This is a genomic window from Nonomuraea sp. NPDC050227, from assembly GCF_044459705.1.
GTDB lineage: Bacteria > Actinomycetota > Actinomycetes > Streptosporangiales > Streptosporangiaceae > Nonomuraea.
The window spans coordinates 365,360-384,630 of the sequence record NZ_JBITJF010000011.1 but is presented as its reverse complement, the minus strand read 5'-3'; the positions used below and the strand labels follow the sequence as shown (position 1 = coordinate 384,630).

Annotated in this window: 14 protein-coding genes and 1 other RNA gene; 8 read left to right on the top strand and 7 right to left on the bottom strand. The window is 73.0% G+C overall.

Going from position 1 to position 19,271, the window contains the following annotated elements; translation table 11 throughout:
• Positions 1–64 precede the first annotated feature (64 nt).
• Complete coding sequence (gene sepH / locus ACIBK9_RS37500; protein WP_397163490.1) at positions 65–2,854, top strand: septation protein SepH; 2,790 nt, start codon at positions 65–67, stop codon at positions 2,852–2,854.
• A 100-nt stretch (positions 2,855–2,954) separates the two neighbouring features.
• Here the strand turns inward: sepH and ACIBK9_RS37495 are convergent, their stop codons facing one another.
• Positions 2,955–4,406, bottom strand: a complete 1,452-nt coding sequence (locus ACIBK9_RS37495) for a PH domain-containing protein (RefSeq protein ID WP_397163488.1) — start codon at positions 4,404–4,406, stop codon at positions 2,955–2,957.
• Positions 4,407–4,486: 80 nt separating this feature from the next.
• On the bottom strand, positions 4,487–5,008 hold the full coding sequence (locus ACIBK9_RS37490; RefSeq protein WP_358284587.1) for a PH domain-containing protein: 522 nt from the start codon (positions 5,006–5,008) through the stop codon (positions 4,487–4,489).
• Between the two features lie 960 nt (positions 5,009–5,968).
• On the opposite strand from ACIBK9_RS37490, the gene ACIBK9_RS37485 reads away from it, so the two are divergent.
• From ACIBK9_RS37485 to ACIBK9_RS37470, 4 genes are all read left to right on the top strand, one after another.
• Positions 5,969–6,538 (top strand): YbhB/YbcL family Raf kinase inhibitor-like protein, encoded by a 570-nt coding sequence (locus tag ACIBK9_RS37485; RefSeq protein ID WP_397163486.1) that lies wholly within the window; start codon positions 5,969–5,971, stop codon positions 6,536–6,538.
• A gap of 199 nt (positions 6,539–6,737) precedes the next feature.
• Entirely contained in the window at positions 6,738–8,135 is a 1,398-nt protein-coding gene (locus ACIBK9_RS37480; RefSeq protein WP_387663911.1) for a hypothetical protein, read from the top strand.
• A gap of 80 nt (positions 8,136–8,215) precedes the next feature.
• Entirely contained in the window at positions 8,216–10,411 is a 2,196-nt protein-coding gene (locus ACIBK9_RS37475) for a SulP family inorganic anion transporter (RefSeq protein WP_397163483.1), read from the top strand.
• Positions 10,412–10,444: 33 nt separating this feature from the next.
• On the top strand, positions 10,445–11,461 hold the full coding sequence (locus tag ACIBK9_RS37470) for an NAD-dependent epimerase/dehydratase family protein (protein ID WP_397163481.1): 1,017 nt from the start codon (positions 10,445–10,447) through the stop codon (positions 11,459–11,461).
• Positions 11,462–11,790: 329 nt separating this feature from the next.
• Here the strand turns inward: ACIBK9_RS37470 and ACIBK9_RS37465 are convergent, their stop codons facing one another.
• The 5 genes from ACIBK9_RS37465 to ACIBK9_RS37445 form a co-directional block, all read right to left on the bottom strand.
• Entirely contained in the window at positions 11,791–12,027 is a 237-nt protein-coding gene (locus tag ACIBK9_RS37465) for a hypothetical protein (RefSeq protein WP_387663905.1), read from the bottom strand.
• Positions 12,028–12,096: 69 nt separating this feature from the next.
• Positions 12,097–12,487, bottom strand: an RNA gene (rnpB, locus tag ACIBK9_RS37460) — RNase P RNA component class A.
• A 222-nt stretch (positions 12,488–12,709) separates the two neighbouring features.
• Positions 12,710–13,951 (bottom strand): bifunctional RNase H/acid phosphatase, encoded by a 1,242-nt coding sequence (locus ACIBK9_RS37455; RefSeq protein WP_364328728.1) that lies wholly within the window; start codon positions 13,949–13,951, stop codon positions 12,710–12,712.
• The gene (locus tag ACIBK9_RS37450) at positions 13,948–14,688 is read right to left on the bottom strand and encodes a C4-type zinc ribbon domain-containing protein (protein WP_358284573.1); all 741 of its coding nucleotides are present in this window, start codon (positions 14,686–14,688) and stop codon (positions 13,948–13,950) included. Before ACIBK9_RS37450 ends, ACIBK9_RS37455 begins: the two co-directional genes overlap by 4 nt.
• Positions 14,689–14,690: 2 nt before the next feature.
• Positions 14,691–15,491, bottom strand: coding sequence for a Nif3-like dinuclear metal center hexameric protein (locus ACIBK9_RS37445; protein ID WP_397163479.1), 801 nt, complete (start codon positions 15,489–15,491; stop codon positions 14,691–14,693).
• 117 nt (positions 15,492–15,608) lie between these two features.
• On the opposite strand from ACIBK9_RS37445, the gene ACIBK9_RS37440 reads away from it, so the two are divergent.
• The 3 genes from ACIBK9_RS37440 (at position 15,609) to ACIBK9_RS37430 (ending at position 19,234) form a co-directional block, all read left to right on the top strand.
• Positions 15,609–17,075: a flavin-containing monooxygenase gene (locus tag ACIBK9_RS37440; protein WP_397163477.1), complete on the top strand. Its 1,467-nt coding sequence runs from the start codon at positions 15,609–15,611 to the stop codon at positions 17,073–17,075.
• Between the two features lie 72 nt (positions 17,076–17,147).
• Complete coding sequence (locus tag ACIBK9_RS37435; RefSeq protein ID WP_387663898.1) at positions 17,148–18,176, top strand: dipeptidase; 1,029 nt, start codon at positions 17,148–17,150, stop codon at positions 18,174–18,176.
• Positions 18,173–19,234: a M20 family metallopeptidase gene (locus tag ACIBK9_RS37430; RefSeq protein ID WP_397163476.1), complete on the top strand. Its 1,062-nt coding sequence runs from the start codon at positions 18,173–18,175 to the stop codon at positions 19,232–19,234. The genes ACIBK9_RS37435 and ACIBK9_RS37430 overlap by 4 nt, the downstream gene beginning before the upstream one ends.
• The last annotated feature ends 37 nt before the right edge of the window (positions 19,235–19,271 follow it).

Genomic DNA, 19,271 nt, shown 5'->3' with positions numbered 1-19,271 from the left:
ACCGGCACACGCGAGAGACTCAAGGGTCCGGGGGAAGAATGGCGACGCTGACGAAGGGACTCGCATGCAGGAGCTCCGACTCGTCGCGGTGAGTGAGGACGGCACCTATCTCGTGCTGGCTACTGCCGGGCGAGGTACGCGCTTCACCCTTCCCGTGGACGACCGGCTCCGTGCTGCCGTCCGCGGCAACTTCTCCCGTCTCGGCCAGTACGAGATCGAAGTGGAGAGCCCGTTGCGCCCCAAGGAGATCCAGGCACGCATCCGCGCCGGAGAGACAGCGGAAGAGATCGCCGCGACCGCCGGGATCCCGGTCGAACGAGTCCGCTGGTTCGAGGGCCCGGTGCTGCAGGAACGGGAGTACGTCGCCCAGCAGGCGCAGCGCGTCGCCGTCCGCATGCCCGGGGAGACCGCGCCCGGTCCCACCCTCGGCGAGCTGGTGGCCGAGCGGCTGACCAGGCGCGGCGTGCCCACCGACGAGATCGACTGGGATTCGGCCAAGCGCGACGACGGGCTGTGGCGGGTCAAGCTCGGCTACGTCTGGAACGGTCACACGCGCCACGCCGAATGGCTCTTCGACCCGCGCAAGCGCCACGTCTCCCCGCACGACGACGAGGCCATGCGCCTGTCGTCGGCCGACTTCGATCCCGAGCCCGCCGTGGTGGAGGACACCACGGTCACGCCGTTCGCGCCGCGGGTGGCCAAGCTGCAGCCGGTGCCGCCGCTCGCCTCCGACCCGCTGCCGTTCCCCTCGGTCGTGCGCCGCGAGCCGGAGGAACCGGCCGTCGGCTACACCCCGCCGCCCAGGCCCGCAGACACCGGCGGCTACGGCCGCGGCCCCGACCTGCCGGGGCGTGACCTCGCGGGACGCGACGTCTCCGGGCGTGACATGCCGTTCGATCGGCCGTCCCCGGGGCGGGAGAGCGCGTCGGACGGCTCGTCGTCCCTGCCCGAGACCAGCCGCGCCCCCTTCCGGGGCGAGGGCTTCCACCCGGACCCGTCCCGTGCCGAGGGGCAGCGCGGGGAGCGTGGGGAGCGCGCTGAGGGCCAGCGTGGGGAGACCGCGGGCCGCGAGACCGGCTTCGGCCGCTCTCCGGACGCCTCCTCCCGCCGCGGCGGCACGTCGCCGTGGCTGCCCGACTTCGGCTCGGGCCGTTCAGGCGAACGCGACGACTCCATCTACGCGCCCGCCACCCCGCCGCCCTCCCGCCCGCTCGCCTCCCACCCGTCACCCGCCGAACCCACGACATCCACCCAGCCCCCCGCCGCCTCGGACCTCCGTCCGCAGCCGCCTGCCACCCCGGACCTCCGTCCGCAGCCGCCTGCCACCCCGGACCTCCGTCCGCAGCCGCCTGCTGCCTCGGACTTCGGTACGCCGCCGCCTGCTGCCTCGGACGTCCGTACGCAGCCGCCTGCTGCCTCGGACCTCCGTACGCAGCCGCCTGCGACCCCGGCACCTGGCACACAGCTGCCGGCCGGCCCGTCGCTGGATGGGGAACTGTCGGTCAGTCCGTCGCCGGGTGCGCAGCCGCCTGCCGCCCCGGAGGCCGGCGCTCAGTCGCCTGCCGCTTCGGAGGCTCTTGGTCGGCAGGCGGCGGTGTCCGCTCCCGAGGTCGCCGCCACGTCGGCGGCTCCTGAGGTCCTGCCGACGTCGGCCGGTCCTGAAGGGCCTGTGACGCCGCCGTCCTCGCCGACGGCCGCCGGGGAGGGCACGGTCCAGCCCGACGCTTCCGTCCCGGCCCCGGCCCAGCCCGCCACCTCGACACCCGCCACCTCGACGCCCGTCCAGCCGGAGCCCTCCGCCACGTCCGACGTGCAGCAGGAGACCGCGGCCACCACGGAGGCCCAGCCGACGGGCTCGGCCGTGGATGCTCAGCTCTCCGCGACGCCGGAGGCCGACGCCACGTCCGTCTCCGCCACGCCCGAGACCGACACCACCGGTTCTCCCGCGCCCGAAGACGCCGCCACCACCTCCGACACCGGCGACGCCCAGGTCACCACGCCTGAGGCAAGCGACTCCGCCGCGCCCTCGTCGGACGCCTCGACGGCCGGTGCGACGGCCGGTGCGATGGACGTCCCGGACGCCGCTGCGGAGGCTTCCTCCGCCGCAACCGCCGAAACGCCCACGGTGGCCACCACCGACTCCACGCCCGAATCCCCCGAGCCGGAGGACGCGGCAACCGCACCGCAGGCGCAGGCCACCACACCCACGCCGACCACCGAAAACGCGCCGACCGCGGCAACCCTGGCAGCCACCGAGGACGCCCCGGAAGCCGGTACGACCGCCGAGGCGGACGCCACCCCTCAGGCCGAGTCTGTCCCGACCGAGACGGCGATGCCCGACGCACCCGCCGCCGAGACATCTGCCGCCCAGGACGCACCGGCCGACGAGACCGACCAAGAGTCCTCGACCGCTCCGGAGCCGGCTGCCGCGAAGTCCCCGGACGCCGAGCAGGAGCGCCCGGCGACGGCACCGGAGCCCGCCGCCCAGGACGTGCCCACCGAGGACGTGCCCGCCCAGGACGTGCCCGCCCAGGACGTGGCCGTGCCGGAGGCGTCCGTGCCGGAAGCGCCCGAGGAGGCGTCCGAGGAGGTGGCGGAGAAGGTCGAGGTGGCCGAGAAGAAGGCGCCCGCGCCCAGGCCCAAGCCCGGCCCCGGCGCCCCCAAGGGCACCCCGCCGGTCCCGGCCGCGCGTCCCGGCAAGGACGACGCCAAGGGCCCCGGCAAGGACGACGTCCCGGTGCCCTCTCCGCCGCCTGCTCCGGCCGCGCGTCAGGCGCGCAAGAACTCGCGTGGCCGCCGAGCCTCCGTGCCGACGTGGGACGAGATCATGTTCGGCGCCCGCCGCCAGGACTGACCCGCACCCGATCAAGCGACCACAGGCCGCGCCCACCTCGACAGGAGGGCGCGGCCTCGGTCGTTCGAGAAGGACGTACCGCGGTGTTCGGCGAAGGCGTTCAGTCCTGTGGCGGGACGGTGTGGGGCCGCATGAACGGGGCCAGCCACTCCGGCGTCACCTCGGCGGGGAACGCCGCCCCCTGAGCCTCCGAGACGTCCAGCGCGTCGTAGCCGCCCTTGCCCGCTCCGACCCCCGCGATCAGCGTCAGCACCCCGGCCCGTCGCTGGAACCAGGTCTGGCGCAGCCGCCAGCCCACCACGGCCCGGCGTTCGATCACCGCCTCGGCGCGGCGCAACGAGCCCGACCGGACCACCAGCCGGGCGCCGTCGTAGCCGTGCCCCAGGGAGGCGTACCGGTCGAGGCCCAGGAACACCCCAGCGCCCGCCAGGAGCAACGCCAGGACCGCCAGGATCCACCAGAGCATCATTCCTGTGGCCCACGCCCCGGCGGCGCTCAGCGTGGCCAGGAGGAGCCAGGGGAAGACCGCGCGGAACAGACGGCGGTTGCGGGCGATCGGCGGATGGGCGCGCAGGGTGGAGCGGAAGGGGCCCACGGCGTCGGCGGTGACGCCGACGGCGACCTGGCGCGGCACGTCGGGCAACAGCTGCCCGCGCGTCTCGGAGTCGCCGAGCCCGGTCACGATCGCCCAGACGCGTGCGACCCCGGCCAGGCGTTCGGCCAGGCCGTCGACGATCTCGTAGCCGCGCACCCGCCGGGACTCCAGCGACACGCTGCGCCGGTTGATCAGCCCGCGTTCGGCCACGAGGTAGCCGTCGCGGCGGGTGAGCCTGAAGTCCCAGTTGAAGACCGCGTACATCACGCCGCCGACGAACGGCATGGCGACGACCAGCAGCAGCGCCACGACGAGCAGCAGGTAGGGGTGCTCCCACAGCCACTCCCCCGCGCTCCAGGCGGCGTCCTGGCCGAAGCCCAGGTCGTCGCCCCACTGGAAGGCCAGCCCCACCGCGCCGCCGGCGAGCGCGAACGGCGTGAGCAGGTACGCCCCGGACAGCGGCCCGTACAGGAGCCACCGGCGCGGGACGGCGATGATCGGCCGGTTCACGGGCGCGGGACCGGGCCCGGGGACGTGCTCGGCCTCCCTGACCTGGACGGCACGGCGCAGCAGCACCGCCTTGAGGCGTTCGGCCTCGCCCAGCGTGACGCCGTCGAGCGCGGCCTCCTCGTCGTCGCCGCTCGCGCCCGTGTCGACCTTGAGCACGGCCAGCCCGAGAATGCGGTGCATGGGCGGCGTGGACACGTCGACGCCGCGCACCCGTTCCAGCGGGATGGTCCGGATCGAGCGGCTGATGAGCGACCGCTTGGTCTCCAGGCGGTCGCCGACGATCTCGTACGTGAAGGTGGCCCAGCGGATGACCGCGAACACGACGGTGCCGACGACGCCGAACGCCGCCCACGCGTAGGACCTGGCCGAGAAGCCGCCCACGAACAGCACGCCGACCAGGGGCAGCAGCAGCGAGGGCAGCATGCGTACCGGGTCGATGAGCAGCACTTTGGGGCTCAGCCGCTTGGGCGCGGGGGGCGGGGGCGGCGGAGGAGGAGGCAGAGAGGGCGGTGGTGGTGGCGGCTGGGTCACGTGGCGTCGTCCCTGAGCTCTTCGGCGCGGTGGGCGAGCCGTTCGGCGAGCCCGGCCGCCACCTCGAAGTCGAGGCCCTTGATCGTGGACGAGCCCGCGTGCGAGGCGGTGCGGATCTCCAGCGTGGCCAGGCCGAGCAGCCGTTCCATCCACCCCTGGCCCTTGTCGACCGTCTGGATGCGGCTCACCGGCACGAACACCCATTCCCTGGTCAGGAACCCCGACCTGGCGTAGACGACGTCGCCCGACAACTCCCAGCGGTGGACGGCGTACCTGATGAACGGCTCCGCCGCCAGGAACGGCGTCAGCACGACCCCGACCACCAGCGGCAACAACCAGGAACGCGCGGCGAACCAGGACGGCACCCACGACCAGCCGCTGCCGCCCACCCACCCGGCCACCACGGCCGAACCGCCCACGAAGAGCACGAATCCGATCGCCGCCTGCAGCAACCACAGGCGGCGGGCCTTGGGCGAGACGCGGTGCGCGGGGTCACGCAGTGGGCCTTTTGACGTCACAAGAACCAGCTTAGGGCGCACGCCCCGAAAGACGATCTGACCCCGACCCCGAGATCTCTTCCATCCCCCGGCACGGCTGCCAAGGCCACCCACGAAAGGCATCCCCACAGCCAGGGCCATCCGGCCCTTGGGGGGTCCGGAGCCCAGAGCCGGTGAACGGGCGAAAGACGCTGCCGGTCGGCAAGCCCGAGCCAGCGGGCAGAAGCCAAGGGGCCGGGGGCCTGGGGGCGGAGGGGATCCCTCTGCTCGGGGCTTGGGAGCGCAGGGCCCGCACCCGCTGGAAGCACGAGGGCATAGACGACGCTCAGGCTGCTCGGAGGGTCATAGGCCAAGAGCCGAAGGGAGTCCGGCCCGGCCTAGGAGCGCCAGTGCCTGCCCCGGCGGCATTGCGCAGGCCCCCGCGTGCACCGCCCGGCGGCAGGTAAAGATCGGACGGGCGGCGCGGCGTGTCGGACGGCCGGCCGGGGGCGGTGGGTGCATGCTCGGTGGCGGCCGGCCGCAGGCTGTCGTGCTGGGCCACGTCGGCGGCGCCACGTTCGTGCCATCCAGGCCCGGCGGCGCGTTACCGCACCACGCGCGAAACGCCCTCACGAAGCGTGGCAGCCGCCGTCCGCCCCGCAAGCCACCGCGGACGTGCCAGCAGAGACCTGGGCAGCGGCCCCCAGCGCAAAGCACATGTGCCTCGTGCGGCGCATCTGAATTTTGCGTGCCGGGCGCCGTCCGAAACCATGTCCGTTTTGTCCTGTGAGCTCGCGCGTCGCGACCGCGCCGCCCGCCCCGGGGAACGGGCAGGCCAGGAAGGTCATCAGATCGTCACCCCCGAGCCTCCGCCGACGGCGTCCCTGTGGCCAACTTCACCCCCAGGATCCCCGCATTCTGGCCGGTTTCGGCTCCTTTACCGACGACCGACCATCGGGAAACGGTCTGCGCACCGCCGAGACCCGCGTAGCATCATCCGGCATGGGGCTGTGTAACACGGCATCACGTGTGAGGCGGGCCGCTGTCAGTGTGACAGTGGTGGCTTTCGCGCTCACCCTGTCAGGTTGCGCCGCCCTGGGCATCGGAAGATCCCAGGCCAAGGAGATCGCGGAGATCAACGTCTCGAGCCCGGAGTTGCGCGACGGCATGCCGCTGCCGAGCGAGTTCTCCTGCCGAGGCCGCCAGGGCAGCCCGCCGCTGCGCTGGTCCAGCGAACCCTTGCCGAAGGCGAAGTCGATCGCGATCGTGGTCGATTCCCATACTCCCTCCGAATCGGCCGTTCACTGGGTGCTCTACAACATCCCGGCGACCACGACCGAGCTGGGGCCGGGTGCCGCCGAGAGTCCTCCCGAGGGCTCCGGCCAGGCCACGGTGACCAGTGGGAAGGCGGGCTACGAACCGCCCTGCAACACTCCGGGCAGCTACCGGTTCACCGTCTACACGCTGAACGACAAGGTCGAGGCGAGGGAGGGCGGCCTCCCCGAGATCTTGAAGGAGATCGCCGACCACACGATCGCCCGGGGCCGGCTGACGGCGGTGAACATCCAGTGACAGGTCGATCACCGCAGGTAGACCGGATGAACCAATTCTTTGCGTAGGGTGTGACAACTCTCATAGTGGTCCGACAGAATCAGATCCAATTGTTAGGCATTGGTGATCAAAGGGGGCAGATCGCGTCGATGGCCGCGCGATCTCACCGATGCCACAGGGAGGCCATGGCTTTGAGGGTGGTGCAATGATCGCGGTCGTCGTGAGCTTGGTCGCTGTCGTGCTCCTCGTGCTCGTCGTCGTGGCACTGGGCATGCGTTCCATGAACCGCCGGGAGAGCTCTCTCCCTCCGGAACGGCTGAAGGAGATGGCCGAGAAGGAGGAGATGACGCACGCCCGGTCCACCGACGAGTTCGCCGCGCACGAACCGCGCATGGCCAATTTCAGCCCTGACTTCTCCCCGATCGACGAGGTGAAGCCGAAACCGGTGCGCACCGGTCAGCGTGGCAGGCGTGGCGTCGACGAGTGGGGCAACCCGACCACCGACCACGAGGACGAGGAGTTCTGGGCGAACATCCGCAGCGACGCCGAGGAGGGCGGTTTCGGCGCCGGCGGCACCGTGGCGGCCCGGAAGGGCGCCTCCCGTCCCGTCGAGCGTGAGCAGCCCGCCGAGCGCCGTGAGCGTCCCGCGAAGCCCAAGCCCGTGGCCGCCGCGGCCGACCCCAACGCCGCGACCGTCCAGGCCCCGCTGCCCCAGCGCCAGCCCGCCGCCGCCGCGGCCAACCTCGCCGACCTGGTGGAGCCCGCCAAGCGGCCCACCCCCTCCGCCTCCGACATGGCCGACCAGCGCACGGTGACGTTCGCGGCGCCCACGCCCGACGTGCTCAGCCTCCTCGGCGGCGCCCAGCCGGTCGTGCCGGCCTCCCGCCCCGAGCCCCTGCCCGCGAGCGGCGCCCACCCGGCCGTCCCGGCAGCGGGCGGCTCGTTCCCCGCCAACCCGGCCGCCGGCGGCGGGTCCTACGCGGGCGTCACCTCCAGCGGGTCCTTCCCGGTCGCGCCCGTCGCGCCGATCCACGGCGCGCCGACCAGCGACCCGTTCCCCGCGTACAACAACGCCGCCAACAACGCGGCCGACGCTCTTGAGACCACCTGGACGGGCGCGCCCGCCGCGGCCACCTCCGGCTCCTGGCCCGCCGCCTCGCCCGACATCCTCGACGACCCCTCCCCCGCCTCCTACGGCGGCCCGGCGAGCTCCTGGCCCGCCTTCGTGGAGCAGCCCGCCGCCACCGCCTCGCCGGCCGCCGCGTTCCCGGCCTCGTACGAGGTGCGCGCCGGCTGGGCCGTGGCCGACGACTCCGGCTCGCCCATCACGGGCCCCTCTCCGGCCACCGGCACGCCGACCGTCCCCGCCCGCGCGGTCTCGGCCTACGACGACGTCCTGTCGGCTCCGCCGGTGCCGCCCGCGCCGTCCTCCATCGCGTACGAGACCGGCGACTTCACCGCCGGGTCCGGCCCCGCCTGGCCCGAGCCGCCGTCCGGCACGGCGAACTGGCCGACCTACGGCGGGCAGTCGCAGGGCGCGGCCGCTCCCGGCCAGGCCGACAACGGCGGCGGCCGTCGCCGGGCCCCCGAGCAGGACTACAACGACTACTACCGGTGATCTCCGGCCCCTTACCGAATGAGTAAAACCCCCGCGACGACCCCCTAAAGCGGGGGTGGCGCACCACTAGGGTTTCCGACATGATCGGCGATACCCTCAGTAGCTGGTTGCGTACGCTACGGCATGATCTACCCGCTTCGCTCGTGGTCTTCCTCGTCGCAGTCCCGTTCTCCCTGGGCATCGCGGCGGCCTCGGGCGCCCCGCCGGCGGCCGGGCTCATCGCCGCCGTCGTGGGCGGGGTCGTGGCCGGGTCGCTGGGCGGGTCGGCCGTCCAGGTGAGCGGGCCCGCGGCAGGGGTGTCCGTGGTGGTCGTGGAGCTGGTGCGGACGCACGGCTGGCGGGCCACGTGCATGATCACGCTGCTGGCGGGGGTCGTCCAGCTCGTGCTCGGCGTGGTCAAGGCCGCCCGGGTCGTCCCGGCCGTCTCCCCCGCGGTGCTGCGCGGCCTGCTGGCCGCGGTCGGCGTGATCCTCGCGCTCTCCCAGCTCCACGTGGTGCTCGGCGGACAGCCCCAGCTGTCGGCCCTGGCCAACCTCGCCGAGCTGCCCGGCCAGATCGCCGGCCTGCACGGGCACAAGATCGCGCTGGGCCTGTTCACGATCATGGTGCTGGCGTCGTGGACGCGGCTGCCGGCCCGCGTCAGGGTGGTGCCCGCGCCGCTGGTCGCGCTGCCGGCCACGGCGGGCGTCGCCTGGCTGGCCGGCTGGGACGTCACCCACCTCGACCTGGCGGGCAGCTTCTCCGGGTGGGGATTCCCCGTGCTGCCGTCCGCCGACTGGCACACGATCGTGGGCGCGGTGCTGCTCGTCGCGCTGCTGGGCAGCGTCGAGTCGCTGCTGTGCGCGTCCGCCGCCGACGGGACGCACCCCGGCCGCCGGGCCGACCTCGACCAGGAGCTGACCGGCCAGGGCGTGGCCAACATGGTGTCGGGGGCGCTGGGCGGGCTGCCGATCGCCGGCGGCGTCGTCCGTACGGAGGCGAACGTGCGGGCGGGCGGGCGCACCCGGTCGGCGGCGATCCTGCACGGGGTGTGGGTGCTGGGCTTCGCGGTGGGTCTCGGCTGGTCGGTGCGGCTGATCCCGCTGGAGGCGCTGGCGGCGCTGCTGGTGTTCACCGGCGTGCGGATGGTGGGGCTGGCGCGCGTCAGGAAGGGCCGCGGGCACGGCGAGGTGCCGGTCTACATGGTGACGGCGGCGACCGTGATCGTGCTGGGCCTGGCCGAGGGGGTGCTGGCGGGGGCGGCGCTGGCCGCGCTGCTGGCGCTGCGCCGGCTGACCTGGGTGAGCGTGCGCAGGCGCGAGGAGCCGGACGGCCGGCTGCACGTGACGATCAGCGGCTCGCTGACGTTCCTCGGCGTGCCCAGGCTGACGCACGAGCTGCGGTCGATCCCCGCAGGCACGCCGGTCGACCTCGACCTCACCATCGACTTCATGGACAACGCGGCCTTCGAGGCCATCCACTCCTGGCGGCTGGACCACGAGCAGGCGGGCGGCACGGTCGACCTCGACGAGCCGCACGACGAGTGGTACACGCTGGCGGCCGGCGGGGCCCGCGCGTACCCCGGCAGGTCGCCGGACCGGCGATGGGTGCCGTGGGCGCAGCGGCGGACGCGCCCGCAGCGCCGCGCCATCCCCGACGACGGCGGCTCGACCCCGGCGACCTGCACCGAGGGGGCGCGCGACTTCCACCGCACCACGGCGCCGCTGGTCCGGCCGATCTTCACCGAGCTCGCGCACAAGCGGCAGCCGACCCACCTGTTCATCACGTGCGCCGACTCCAGGATCGTGCCCAGCCTGATCACGGCGAGCGGTCCCGGCGACCTGTTCACCGTGCGCAACATCGGCAACCTGGTGCCGCGCCGCGGCTCCGAGCCGCACGACGACTCGGTGGTGGCCGCGATCGAGTACGCCACGCAGGTGCTCGGCGTGCGCACGATCACCGTGTGCGGGCACTCGGGATGCGGAGCCATGGCCGGGGTGCTCAGCGCCGGGGTGCAGGCCGGCAGCCTGCCGGGGCTGCGGCGGTGGCTGCGGCACGGGAACCACAGCCTGGCCAGGTTCATCGAGACCGAGGGCGACCGGCTGCACAAGGGGGCCCTCGACGTGTTGTGCCGGGTGAACGTCCAGCAGCAGCTGGAGAACCTGCGCACCTACCGGAAGGTGGACGAGCAGGTCAGGGCGGGCAAGCTGGAGCTGGTGGGCCTGTACTTCGACATCGGGTCGGCGCGGGTGCACCTGGTGCCGCCGCTGCGGTCTTCGCTCTCCGTGAAGTTGTGAGCCCGCGCCCCGCCGGGCGCCGAAGATGGGTTCATGAAGATTTTGCTCATCGGCGGCACGGGGTTCCTGGGGCGCGCCATCGCGGAAGAGGCGTTGGCGCGCGGCCATGAGGTCACGACGTTCAACAGAGGGCAGAGCGGCGACGACGTGCCGGGCGTCGAGACCGTGCGTGGCGACCGGGAGTCCGTCGCCGACCTGGAGCGGCTGGCCGACGGCCGGTCGTGGGACTTCGTGGTGGACACGTCCGGGTATGTGCCGCGGGTGGTGGGCGAGTCGGTGCGGGCGCTGTCGGGCCGGGCGGCGACGTACGCGTTCATCTCCAGCGTCTCGGCCCTCGACGGGTTCCCCGCCAAGGCCGCGACCGAGGACACCGGCGGATGGCCGTGCGAGCCCGACGCCGGTCCCGACGACGGCGACTACGGTGTGCTGAAGGCCGGGTGCGAGCGGGCGGTCGAGCAGGGTTTCGACGGCAACGCGCTGATCGTCCAGCCTGGGCTGATCCTCGGCCCGTACGAGAACGTGGCCCGGCTGCCCTGGTGGCTGACCCGCATCTCGCGGGGCGGCCGGGTGCTGGCGCCCGGCGATCCCGCCGAGCCGATGCAGCTCATCGACGCCCGCGACGTCGCCATCTTCACCCTCGACCAGGCCGAGCAGGGCGTCGCCGGCCGCTTCGCGGTGACCGGCCCGGCGGGCAACACCACCTACGGCGAGTGGCTGGAGCTGTGCAAGCAGGTCACCGGGTCCGACGCGGAGTTCGTCTGGATGGACGCGGAGTTCCTGGTCGCGCAGGGGGCCGGGGCGTTCGTGGAGCTGCCGCTGTGGGGCGGGCCGCCGTCGGAGGAGAACGCCAACTTCTGGAGCGTGCCGACGGGCAAGGCCGAGGCGGCGGGGCTGCGGGCGCGTCCGGTCGCGGAGACCGTGCGTGACACGTGGGCGTGGCTGCGGGAGATCCCGGAGGAGCAGCGTTCCTACGGGCGCAGGATGGTCCACGGGATGGCCCCGGAGAAGGAGGCCGCCATCCTCGCCGCCTGGGACGCCCGCTCCGCCTGACCCCGCAACTGCCGTCAGGGCCTCGGTGGAGACGCCGTCGGGGCCCGGCCGAGGTGTCGTCAGGGTGCCGAGGCTGGCAGGCGTCCCCGGAGGCGGCTGGGTTTCCGCCCCTCGCCCCCGGGCGCCTGACGCGTCGTCGAAACCTTGTGAGCTGGGAAGACGCATACAGCTCAGCTCGACGGGCAGGTGACTGCCGGTGTACGTGAACTCACGGGGGAGGGTTCGACGATGACGTACCAGAGCAGGCCCGTAACGGGCTGGGTGGGCTGGGTATGGTTCGCCGGCATGCTCATGATCATGGCCGGCGTGTTCAACATCATCACCGGTCTCTACGCGGTGATCAACAGCGGGCTGTTCGTCCGCACACCATCCCGCCTGCTGTTCTTCAACGTCGGCACTTGGGGCTGGATCCACCTGTTGTTCGGGGTCGTCCTGCTCCTGACCGGTATCGCGGTGAGCGTGGGGCAGACCTGGGCCCGCATCGTGGCGGTGGTTCTCGTCATGATCAACGCGATGACGCAGCTGACCTGGATCGCGGTCAACCCGTGGTGGTCGCTCGCGGTCATCGCGGTGGACGTACTGGTGCTGTACGCCCTGATCGTGCACGGCCGCGAGGCCCAGGAACTGGGAGGTGAGAGACGAGCCGGCCTGTAGGCCGGGTTCTGTCCTTCGCGAACGAAGGGGCGACCATCCATCTAGGGCCGCCGTTGCCGGCGGCCTCAAGCGGTCTACCCGCGCGGCTCGGGCGGGCAGCCCTCGAACGTCGCGCGCGGAACGCTCCGGAGAGCGTCCCTTCTTGACCTTGCTCCGGGTGGGGTTTACCTAGCCGCCCACGTCACCGTGGGCGCTGGTGGTCTCTTACACCACCCTTTCACCCTCACCTCCCACCGAGGCGGGAGGCGGTCTGCTTTCTGTGGCACTGTCCCGCGGGTCACCCCGGGTCGGCGTTACCGACCACCCTGCCCTGTGGAGCCCGGACCTTCCTCGGCGGGCCCGAAGGCCCGACGCGGCCGCCCGGCCGACTCGTCTTCAGGGAGGTTATCAAACCTCAAGCCGTTCCCAACCGAGTCGCAAGATCGATTGGGTGGGATGGGCATGTCACCGCCTGAGGGGGGCGGAGGCAGCAGCGGCCGCGCCGGGATGTTCTGGCGGCTCCCGGCGCGGCCGCGCTCAACGCCCGCAGGCTGCTCGAAGCTCGACATCGCCACCGCTGCGCTCAACGCGAACGGGTCGTGTCGCCGGGCGTGCTCAACGGAGGTGGGCGGTGTCGTTGAAGGACTTCACCACGGCGGGGCCGTCGGCGTAGTACTCGATCAGCGACAGGCAGGCCAGGTCGAGGTGCATCCTGTAGAGCGCGCCCAGAGGAGCCGTGAGGGCGTCACGCAACAACATCTTGATCGGTGTCACGTGGGAGACGACGAGCACGGTCTTGCCCTCGTAGCGCTCCACCAGCCGCTCCCCCGCCGCCTGGACGCGGCGGGCCGCCGTGGCGAAGCTCTCGCCCCCGGGCGGCGCGGCGTCGGGGCCGGCCAGCCAGGCGGCCAGCTCGGCGGGCCACTCGCGCTGGACCTCGGTGAACGTGTGCCCCTCCCAGGCGCCGAAATCGGCTTCCCTGAGGTCTTCGTCGATCTCGACGTCGAGCCCGGTGCGCTGGGCCACGGCCTCGGCCGTCTGCCTGGCCCGCTTGAGCGGCGAGGAGACGATGACGTCCGGCCGGTACGGCTCCCGCGACAACCGGTCGGCGGCCGCCGCCGCCTGGGCCAGCCCGTTGGCGGTGAGCTCGGCGTCGCCGAGGCCGGAGAACCTGCGCTCGACCGACAGCGGCGTCTCGCCGTGCCTGAGCAGCAGCAACGAGGTCGCCACGCGGGTGGGCGGGGCCCAGCCGGTGCCCTTGGAGCGCTGCTGGGCGGCGGCCACGGACGCCGTGGGGGCCGACAGCTCGGCGATGGCGCCCGCGTCGAGGAGGTCGGTCTGCTCGACGACCGGCGCCGGTGTGCGGGCCGCGGGCACGGCGGCAGCCGGGACGGCCCCCGGCGCGCCGGTGTCGTGGGTGCCGCCCGCCTTCCAGGTCAGGCCCTTGGCGGCGGCGTCCATGGCCTCGTTGGCCAGCCGGTCGGCGTGTTTGTTGTGCTCGCGCGGGATCCAGGTCCACTCGACCACCCGCAGCCGCCTGGCCAGCGCGCCGGCCTCAAGGGCGAGCGGACGCAGCCCCTCGTTCTTGATCTTCCAGCGGCCGGCCATCTGCTCGATGACCAGCTTGGAGTCCATCCGCACGGCCACCTCGGCGCCCTCGCCGCCCACCCCCAGCACGGCGGTCAGCCCGGCGATCAGCCCCCGGTACTCGGCCACGTTGTTGGTCGCGACGCCGATCGCCTCGGCGGCCTCGGCCAGCACCTGGCCGTCGGCGGCGTCCCGGACGACCGCGCCGTAGCCGGCCGGGCCCGGGTTGCCGCGCGAGCCGCCGTCGGCCTCGATGACGTAGGACGTCACAGGCCGGACTCCGGGGTGCGGACCAGGATCCGCCGGCACTCCTCGCAGCGCAGCACCTCGTCGTGGGGGGCGGCCTTGATGGAGTTCATCTCGGCGATGGACAGGGCCACCTTGCAGCCCTGGCAACGGCCGCCGTGCAGCATGGCGGCGCCCACGACGTACTGCTCCTTGAGCTTGTCGTAGAGCTTGAGCAGGTCGGCGGGGATCTCGCCGGCGACGGCGGCGCGGCGGCCCCGGACCTCGCCCGCCTCCTTGTCGATCTCGGCCAGCGCGGCGTCACGGCGGTCTTCCGCGGCGGCGCGGGTGGCGGCCACCTCGTCGCGCTGGGCGACCAGGTCGGTGACCTTGCTGTCGGCCGCCTCCCTGCGCTCCATGATCTCCAGCACGACCTCCTCCAGGTCGCCCTGGCGCTTCTGCAGCGAGGCGATCTCGGACTGCAGGCTCGCCAGGTCGCGGGGCGAGGTCACGGCGCCGGAGTCGAGGCGCTTCTGGTCGCGGTCGGCGCGGGTGCGCACGGCGTCGACGTCGTTCTCCGCCTTGGTCTGCTCGCGCGCGAGGTCGCCGGCCTCGGTCTCGGCCTCGATGACCTGGGTGACGAGGCGGGCCAGGCGCTTGGACTGCTCGTCGATCTCGGCCAGCTCGGGCAGGGTGCGCCGGCGGTGCGCCAGCCGGTCGATCACGGAGTCGAGCTCTGCCAGGTCGAGCAGTCGCTTCTGGGCCTCAGGGGCTGCTTTCATGATCAATATCCTCTTGTCCAAGCATCGGTGACCGTGGCGGAGACGCGCGTTTCAACGGTAACGCCACTGGAGCGCAGGATGGACGCCGCGCTGTCGAGCCAGGGCCACTCGGTGGCCCAGTGGGCGGCGTCGATCAGGGCGGGGCCACCGGACTCGACGAACTCACCGGCCGGATGGTGCCGTAGGTCGGCCGTGAGGAACACGTCGACGTCCGCGGACCTGGCCGCGCCGAGCAGCGAGTCGCCCGCGCCGCCGCTGACCGCGACGCGCGAGACCGGCCGGGCCAGGTCGCCCGCCACGCGCAGGCCGCCGGCGGTGCGCGGCAGCCCCTTGGCGGCCTGCGCGGCGAACTCCCCCAGCGTCATGGGCTCGGGCAGCTCGCCGATGCGGCCCAGGCCGCGCCAGGGGTCGTCGGGGAAGGGCTGGAGCGGTACGAGGTCGCCGGTCAGGCCCACGGCCCTGGCCAGGGCGTCGGAGACGCCGGGATTGGCGGTGTCGGCGTTGGTGTGGGCGGTGTAGAGGGCGACCTCGTGCTTGATCAGGCGGTGGATCAGGCGGCCCTTGGGCGTGGTGGCGGCCACGCTGGTGGTGCCGCGCAGGTAGAGCGGGTGGTGGGTGACGATCAGGTCGGCGCCCCAGTCGAGGGCCTCCTCGCCCACGACCGCGACCGGATCGACGGCGAACAGCACCTTGTGCACCCGCTGGGCGGGGTCGCCGCAGACCAGCCCCACCGCGTCCCACGACTCGGCCCGGGCGGGCGGGTAGGCCGCCTCGAGCACCTCGATCACCTCAGTCAGCGTCACAGCAGCCACCTGCGCAGACTACCGGCCCGCGGAAGGGTCGCGCGGGGCGTGGCGGAGGGTGTCGCCAGAACGCGGTTCGGCGTACTGTAAGTGGATCCTGACTTCGCGGAGGACGGCATGGCACCCAGCGTCGCGATCATCGGAGCGGGCTTCGGCGGCCTGTGCATGGCGATCCGGCTGCGGCGCGCCGGGATCGGCTCCTTCACGGTCTTCGAGAAGGCCGCCGACCTCGGCGGCACGTGGCGGGACAACAGCTATCCGGGCGCGGGCTGCGACATCCCCTCGCACCTGTACTCGTACTCGTTCGAGAAGTACGCGAGCTGGACTCGGCGTTACCCAGCCCAACCCGAAATCCTCGCCTATCTAGAGCATTGCGCCGATAAATACGACGTCAGGCGAAAAATCCGCTTCGGTGCGGAAGTACGGCGAGCGGCCTTCGACGGCCGCCGCTGGCAGGTCACCAGCACCCACGACGGCGGCGAGCGCACCGAGGCGTTCGACGTGGTCGTCATGAGCGTGGGCCAGCTCAACCGCCCACACCTGCCCGAGATCCCCGGCATGTCCGACTTCGAGGGCGTCTCCTTCCACTCGGCCCGCTGGAACCACGACCACGACCTCACCGGCCGCCGCGTCGCCGTGATCGGCAGCGGCTCGTCGGCGGCCCAGCTCATCCCGGCCGTCGCCGAGCGGGCCGCGCACCTCGACGTCTTCCAGCGCACGCCCAACTGGGTGATCCCCAAGCCCGACGCCACCTTCGGCCCGCTCGCCCGGCTGGCCTTCCACTACGTCCCGGGCCTCCAGCGGGCCTACCGCGAATGGATCTACCGGTACGCCGAGGCCACCCTCTACCCGGCCCTGGCCGAGGGCTGGAGCTCCGGCCTGCTGCGGAAGCGCGCCCTGGCCCACCTGCGCGCCCAGGTCCCCGACCCCGTCCTGCGGGCGAAGCTGACGCCGGGCTATCCGCCCGGTTGCAAGCGCGTCGTCATCGACAGCGCCTTCTACCCGGCGCTGACCAGGCCGGACGTCGACGTCGTCACCGATCCGATCGTCCGGATCGGGCCGAAGGGCGTGGAGACCGCCGAGGGGCTGCGCGAGGCCGACACGATCGTGTACGCCACCGGCTTCCTGAGCACCGAGTTCCTGGCCCCGATGGAGGTCACCGGGCTCGGCGGGCGGTCGCTGGCCGAGCAGTGGCGCGACGGCGCGCACGCCTACCTCGGCATCTCGGTGCCCGGCTTCCCCAGCATGTTCCTGCTCTACGGCCCGAACACGAACCTCGGGCACAACTCGATCATCTACATGATCGAGTGCCAGGTGCGGCACGTCATGGCGTGCCTGGCGCGGGTGGCCGAGCAGGGGCCGATCGAGGTGCGTCCCGAGGCGATGGCCGCCTGGACCAGGCAGCTCGACGCGGCGATGGACCGCATGGTGTGGGGCGAGGGGTGCCGGAGCTGGTACAAGACGGCCGAGGGGCGGGTCACCAACAACTGGCCCGGCCCGACGACGCTCTATCGGCGGCTCACCGCCCTGCCGCCGCGCGGGGCGTACCGGAGGGTCGAGGAAGTCCCGTCTTCGGTGCGGTGAACAAGATATGGGCAAAAAATCGGACTTGAGGCGCATTGGAGCAGGTCGGGGGCGCGCGGTAACGTCCTTCGCATGACGCTTCCCCTGCACCGGCGTGCCGTCGTGGCCGACACCCACAATGATCTCCTCATGGCGGTGGCCGCCCGGCCGCCCCAGCAGTGGGCCTCCTTCTTCCGCCGGCGGTGGCTGCCGCAGCTCGTCGAGGGCGGGGTCGACCTGCAGATCCTGCCGGTCTTCATCGACGACCAGTACCGGCCCGAGGGCGCGCTGCGGCAGACGCTGCGCATGATCGAGTGCGCCCACGTGATCGCGGAGGGCAACCCCGACGCCGTACGGCTCTGCCTCGACGGCTCGGCGATCGACGCGGCGCTGGCGGAGGGCAAGATCGCCCTGGTGCTCGCGCTGGAGAGCATGCCGGGGCTCGACGAGAGCGTCGAGCTGATCTCGACCGTCCACCGGCTGGGCGTGCGGGTGGCCTCCATCGCGCACTTCGGGCGTACGCCGCTGGCCGACGGCAGCGCCGAGGACGCCACCGGCAGCGGCCTGACCAGCCGCGGCGTGGCCGCCCTGAGCGAGATGGAGCGGCTGGGCATGGTGTTCGACGTCTCGCACCTGGGCGCGTCGGGCGTGGCCCACGTGCTGGAGCTGGCGACCAAGCCGGTCATGGCCACCCACTCCGCGGCCCGCGCGCTGCGCGACCACCACCGCAACCTCACCGACGACCAGCTCCGCGCGGTCGCCGCCACGGGCGGCGTGGTCTGCGTGAACTTCTTCGCCCCCTTCCTGGCCGAGCGTAAGGAGGACATGACGCTCGACCGCCTGCTCGACCACATCGAGCACGTCGCGCAGGTGGCCGGGATCGACCACGTCGGCCTCGGCCCCGACTTCATCCGCGAGGTCATGGACGACCTGACGCCCCCGTGCTGCGAGGGCCTGGAGCCCGACGACCTCGACTCCAAGGCGTCGATCCCCGGCCTGGAGGGGCCCGTCGGGCTGCCCATGGTGACCGAGGGGCTGCTCGCCCGCGGCCTGCCGGAGAAGGACGTCGCCAAGATCATCGGGGGGAACGTCCACCGGTTCCTCGGAGAGCGGCTGGCATGATCGAGGATCTGGAGGAGCTGGTCCTGTGCGAGTCGTTCTCGCGTGACCTCGCGGCCGTGGCCCGCAGCGCCGAGGTCGTGGCCGCGATGGGGGCCCGCCATCTGGGGGCCCGGCCGGAGTTCCTGGTGATCGACGGCGTCACCCATCTGCGCTGGTCGTTCGGCACGCCCAGGGTGCTGCTGCTCGGCCACCACGACACCGTCTGGCCGATCGGCACGCTGGCGACCCACCCCTGGTCGGTCGTCGACGGGGTGGCGCGCGGGCCGGGCGTGTTCGACATGAAGGCCGGGCTGGTGCAGACCTTCCACGCGCTCGCCGGGCTCGGCTCGCTCGACGGCGTCACGCTGCTGATCACCGGTGACGAGGAGCTGGGCTCGATCACGTCCGCGCCGCTGATCACGGACACCGCGCGAGGGCTGGCCGCCGCGTTCGTCATGGAGGCCAGCGCGGACGGCGGCGCGCTGAAGACGTCCCGCAAGGGCACGTCGATGTACACGCTGCGGGTGCGCGGCAAGGCGGCCCACGCCGGGCTGGAGCCGGAGAAGGGCGCGAACGCGGGCGTCGAGCTGGCGCACCAGATCCTGGCCATCGCCGCCCTCGGAGCCGGTGACACGACGGTCACCCCGACCGTGCTGCGCGGCGGGACGACGCTCAACACCGTCCCGGCCGAGGCGACGGTGGGGGTCGACGTGCGGGCGAGCACGGTGGCCGAGCAGCTGCGGGTGGACGCGGCGATGCGGGCGCTGGCGCCCGTGGTGCCCGGCACGCGGCTGGAGGTCGAAGGGGGCCCCAACCGGCCGCCGCTCGAAGCCGCGATGTCGGCCTCGCTCTACGCCCTGGCCCAGGACCTGGCCGCAGGGCTGGACGTGGGCCCGCTGACCGCCGCCGCGGTGGGCGGCGCCTCCGACGGGAACTTCACCGCGGGGGCCGGCTGCCCGACGCTCGACGGGCTGGGCGCGGTGGGCGGCGGCGCGCACGCCGACCACGAGCACGTGGTGGTGGCCGAGATGCCGCGCCGCGCAGCCCTCCTCCGCGCCCTGATCGAGGCCGTGCGCTGAAACAACCGGGCCGGGTCGGCGGGAGCGGGGTGAGCGG